This window comes from Ancylomarina sp. (genome assembly GCF_041555295.1).
GTDB lineage: Bacteria > Bacteroidota > Bacteroidia > Bacteroidales > Marinifilaceae > Ancylomarina.
Map to the genome: position 1 here is coordinate 1 of NZ_JBFFKR010000316.1, position 3467 is coordinate 3467.

Below are 3467 nucleotides of genomic sequence, written 5' to 3' on the forward strand. Positions count from 1 at the left end.
GGATTTATTCACTATGAAATTTTAATCATCAGTGTTCATGATCCTTCAGATTCCCCTAAAAAGGGAGAGTTACTTGAGGTAGACTTTAATGTTTGTAAGGTTTTTATCTCCACATCATCTAATCATCACTTTAACCTTTATCCTTGAATACTTTAACCTTAATTTATAATTGTCTAACGGCTCCTTTATCTGCAGAGCTAACCAATTTCGAATAGGCTTGTAAGGCTTTTGAAACGACTCGACCTCGTCCTCTTGGAGTAAAAGCACTATCACCAAAGGCTTCCTCTTCTTTTCTTCTAACCTCCAATTCCTCATCCGTTATGCAAATGTTCAGACTTCGGTTTGGGATGCTGATTTCTATTTCATCACCTTCTTTTATCAGGGCAATCGCACCTCCTGCTGAAGCTTCTGGGGAAACATGACCGATTGATAAACCCGATGTTCCTCCCGAGAATCGACCATCGGTAATCAGTGCACACTTGGCTCCTAATCCCATGGCTTTCAGATAAGAGGTTGGATACAACATCTCTTGCATACCTGGTCCGCCAGATGGGCCTTCGAACTTGATAACCACCACATCGCCTGCATTTACTTGCTTGGTGAGAATGGCTTCGCAAGCATCTCGTTGTGAATGATAAACCTTGGCTGTTCCCTTAAAGTTGAACACCTCTTCGGCTACACCGGCTGTTTTTACAACACAACCATCAGGTGCTATATTTCCAAAGAGAACTGCCAGACCACCATCTTGTGTGTAGGCATTTGCCATACTTCGAATACAACCTTTTTCTCTATCAGCATCCACCTGCTTGTACTGTGAATTTTGTGAAGCAAAAGTCAGATTACGACCGCTTCGCCCTGGTGCCGAGAGATAAAGTGCTTTCGCTTTTTCCGTAAGCTTATCCGAAGTCAAATCGAATTCTGCTAGTACTTCTTTCAAACTTTTCTGATCTACCCGACCCACTTCAGTATTCAAAAGTCCACCCTTGGCGAGCTCGGCCAGAATGCTCATGATTCCCCCTGCACGGTTCACATCTTCGATATAATATTTGTCCGAATTGGGCGCTACCTTACACAGGTTTGGGGTTTTGCGCGACAATTCGTCCATATCTTTCATGGTAAAATCAACTCCAGCCTCATCGGCTATTGCCAAGAGATGAAGTACTGTATTGGTTGAACCTCCCATTGCGATATCCAATGTCATGGCGTTCTTGAAAGACTCACGTGTTGCAACCGATCTTGGTAAAACCGAAGCGTCGCCCTGCTTATAGTAGGCATCGCATATATTCACAATACAGTCTGCAGCTTCCAAAAATAAATCCTTGCGTAGCTTGTGTGTTGCCAGCAATGTTCCGTTTCCTGGTAAGGCCAACCCCAGCGCTTCGTTCAAGCAGTTCATCGAGTTCGCGGTAAACATGCCTGAGCATGATCCGCAAGTTGGACAAGCCGATTCTTCAATCTCCTTAAGACGTTCATCGCTTATGCTATCATCACCAGCCTTTACCATGGCATCAACCAAATCGAGCTTTTCGCCCTTCGATTCGCCTGCCTCCATTGGGCCTCCCGATACAAAAACAGTAGGAATATTCAATCGCATAGCAGCCATCATCATACCCGGCGTAATCTTGTCGCAGTTCGATATGCAAATCATCGCATCCACCTTGTGTGCGTTACACACATACTCCACGCTATCAGCAATAACTTCTCTAGATGGCAGTGAATAAAGCATTCCATCGTGCCCCATGGCTATTCCATCGTCAATGGCAATGGTATTGAACTCTGCAGCAAAATAGCCCGACTTCTCAATCTGCTTTTTCACCATTTGCCCAACATTTTGCAGGTGTGCATGACCGGGTACAAACTGGGAGAATGAATTCACAACGGCAATCACTGGCTTTCCAAACATCTCTTCTTTCATGCCATTGGCCCGCCATAGGCTTCTGGCTCCTGCCATACGTCTGCCCTGTGTGGTTTGATTGCTGCGTAGTTGGTTTTTATACATCTTGGTTAATCGTTAAGTTGTTTGTCCTAATCTCGGTTATCAGTTGTCTGTTATCGCTTATTAAACGGAGCCGAAGCACAAAAAAAACGCTCTTCCGTTTCGGGAAGAGCGCTCATAATTTCGTTAGTTCGAATTATTGTGTGTGCACGCTTTCCCTCATCCTCATTCTAATAATGACGATGACCATAATAATGATAATAATGACTAGCTTACTTGATAACATATAATAATCTGATCTAAAAAAAAAGCCCCTTCGTTTCGGAAGAGGCTTTGAATATTTTGTAAAACTTGTTTCGTTTAGTTAAATATGCACAACCTCGTATCGTGTCCAATTAGGACGCGAATAATGACGTTGATAATAATGATAGTATTAAATTGCATATTGCTTTTTCTATTTAGGATCCCTGATTAATTCATTGAAATCCATTTTGTTTTAATCTTGTCAACGAACCTTTACAATCATTCTCTCGATCTGATTACGTTGACAAATCTATGCGACAAATATAGCTTATAAAATCTTTTATTTCCTAATCCTACGATTCCCAAACCTGATTTCATCCTCGTATTGCATTCTAAATAAGAATAGACAACACCAGTATATATGGGCTTTCTTATTTTTAAAAGATTTTATGATTCATATTACTTTCACAGCTTTTTTTACTGATGAAATTAATAGAGATTAGCTATTTTTCAATCTCTTCTTAGAATGAAAAATTCGTTTTCAACTCCTAGATCATGTAAGCATAGACAATAAATATAACAAGCACAAGAAAAATAGAAATCACGATTATTTCCTTTCTTCGTTCGAAGCGAGCTTTCAATCGAATCTTAGCTTTAATGTTCTTAAGCTTCTCTTTGGACACTTCTTTGTAATGCAAAGCTTCAACACCATTATCTCTATGTGCTGCCTCTCGATTATTTGATCTGAACTTTTGCTTATTGGATGTTCTAATAGCACGATTCTGCCTCATCCTAATAATCATATCTAAAACATGGCCTGCACTACTCATAATATTTGTAATCTTTAAGGCTTAAATTAAGCTTTTTTGTCTGTTCGAAGACAAGTGCTTTACTGCTAGAAGGAATTTATTATTCAGATTTATACGTTTTAAGGGCAGTTAGTGCTTTTTCAACTTGAGATTCATCCACATAGATCTCTATTTCTCCCAAAAGCCCAACATATGAAGAATCTGATTTATTTATTTCGAAGCACTCGATCCCTTCAGATTCTAATAAATTCTTAATTCCCATGATTTCAACTGGAGATGTGCCAGAAAAGATTCTTTTTGTACTCATAAACTTCTTTTTATAATTAATGTTTTATCTCGTATTTCATTTTGCCTAGAATTACTCAGCTCGTAGTTTTTTCCTTAGCAGCTACGGGCTTGCTATGTGTTTTGCGGGTCATAGTAGCATTTCACTTTCCAAACCGCACTTAGCCAAATCTTTTATTTCCCTTAAATTCAAA

Annotated in this window: 3 protein-coding genes; all 3 read right to left on the reverse strand. The window is 39.8% G+C overall.

All coding sequences use genetic code 11. From position 1 onward, the window contains the following. Positions 1–163 precede the first annotated feature (163 nt). The 3 genes from ilvD to ABY905_RS15200 all read right to left on the reverse strand — a co-directional run bounded on the left by ilvD (position 164) and on the right by ABY905_RS15200 (position 3295). Positions 164–1999, reverse strand: a complete 1836-nt coding sequence (gene ilvD, locus ABY905_RS15190) for a dihydroxy-acid dehydratase (protein ID WP_372645392.1) — start codon at positions 1997–1999, stop codon at positions 164–166. A 728-nt stretch (positions 2000–2727) separates the two neighbouring features. Beyond that, complete coding sequence (locus ABY905_RS15195; RefSeq protein ID WP_372645393.1) at positions 2728–3009, reverse strand: hypothetical protein; 282 nt, start codon at positions 3007–3009, stop codon at positions 2728–2730. Between the two features lie 79 nt (positions 3010–3088). After that, positions 3089–3295 (reverse strand): DUF2007 domain-containing protein, encoded by a 207-nt coding sequence (locus ABY905_RS15200; RefSeq protein WP_372645395.1) that lies wholly within the window; start codon positions 3293–3295, stop codon positions 3089–3091. Positions 3296–3467: the final 172 nt, after the last annotated feature.

What these genes read in the sequence shown, in the direction of transcription:
- ilvD (WP_372645392.1), bottom strand. Translation starts at nt 1,999, where the DNA reads ATGTATAAAAACCAACTACGCAGCAATCAAACCACACAGGGCAGACGT.
- ABY905_RS15200 (WP_372645395.1), bottom strand. Translation starts at nt 3,295, where the DNA reads ATGAGTACAAAAAGAATCTTTTCTGGCACATCTCCAGTTGAAATCATG.
- ABY905_RS15195 (WP_372645393.1), bottom strand. Translation starts at nt 3,009, where the DNA reads ATGAGTAGTGCAGGCCATGTTTTAGATATGATTATTAGGATGAGGCAG.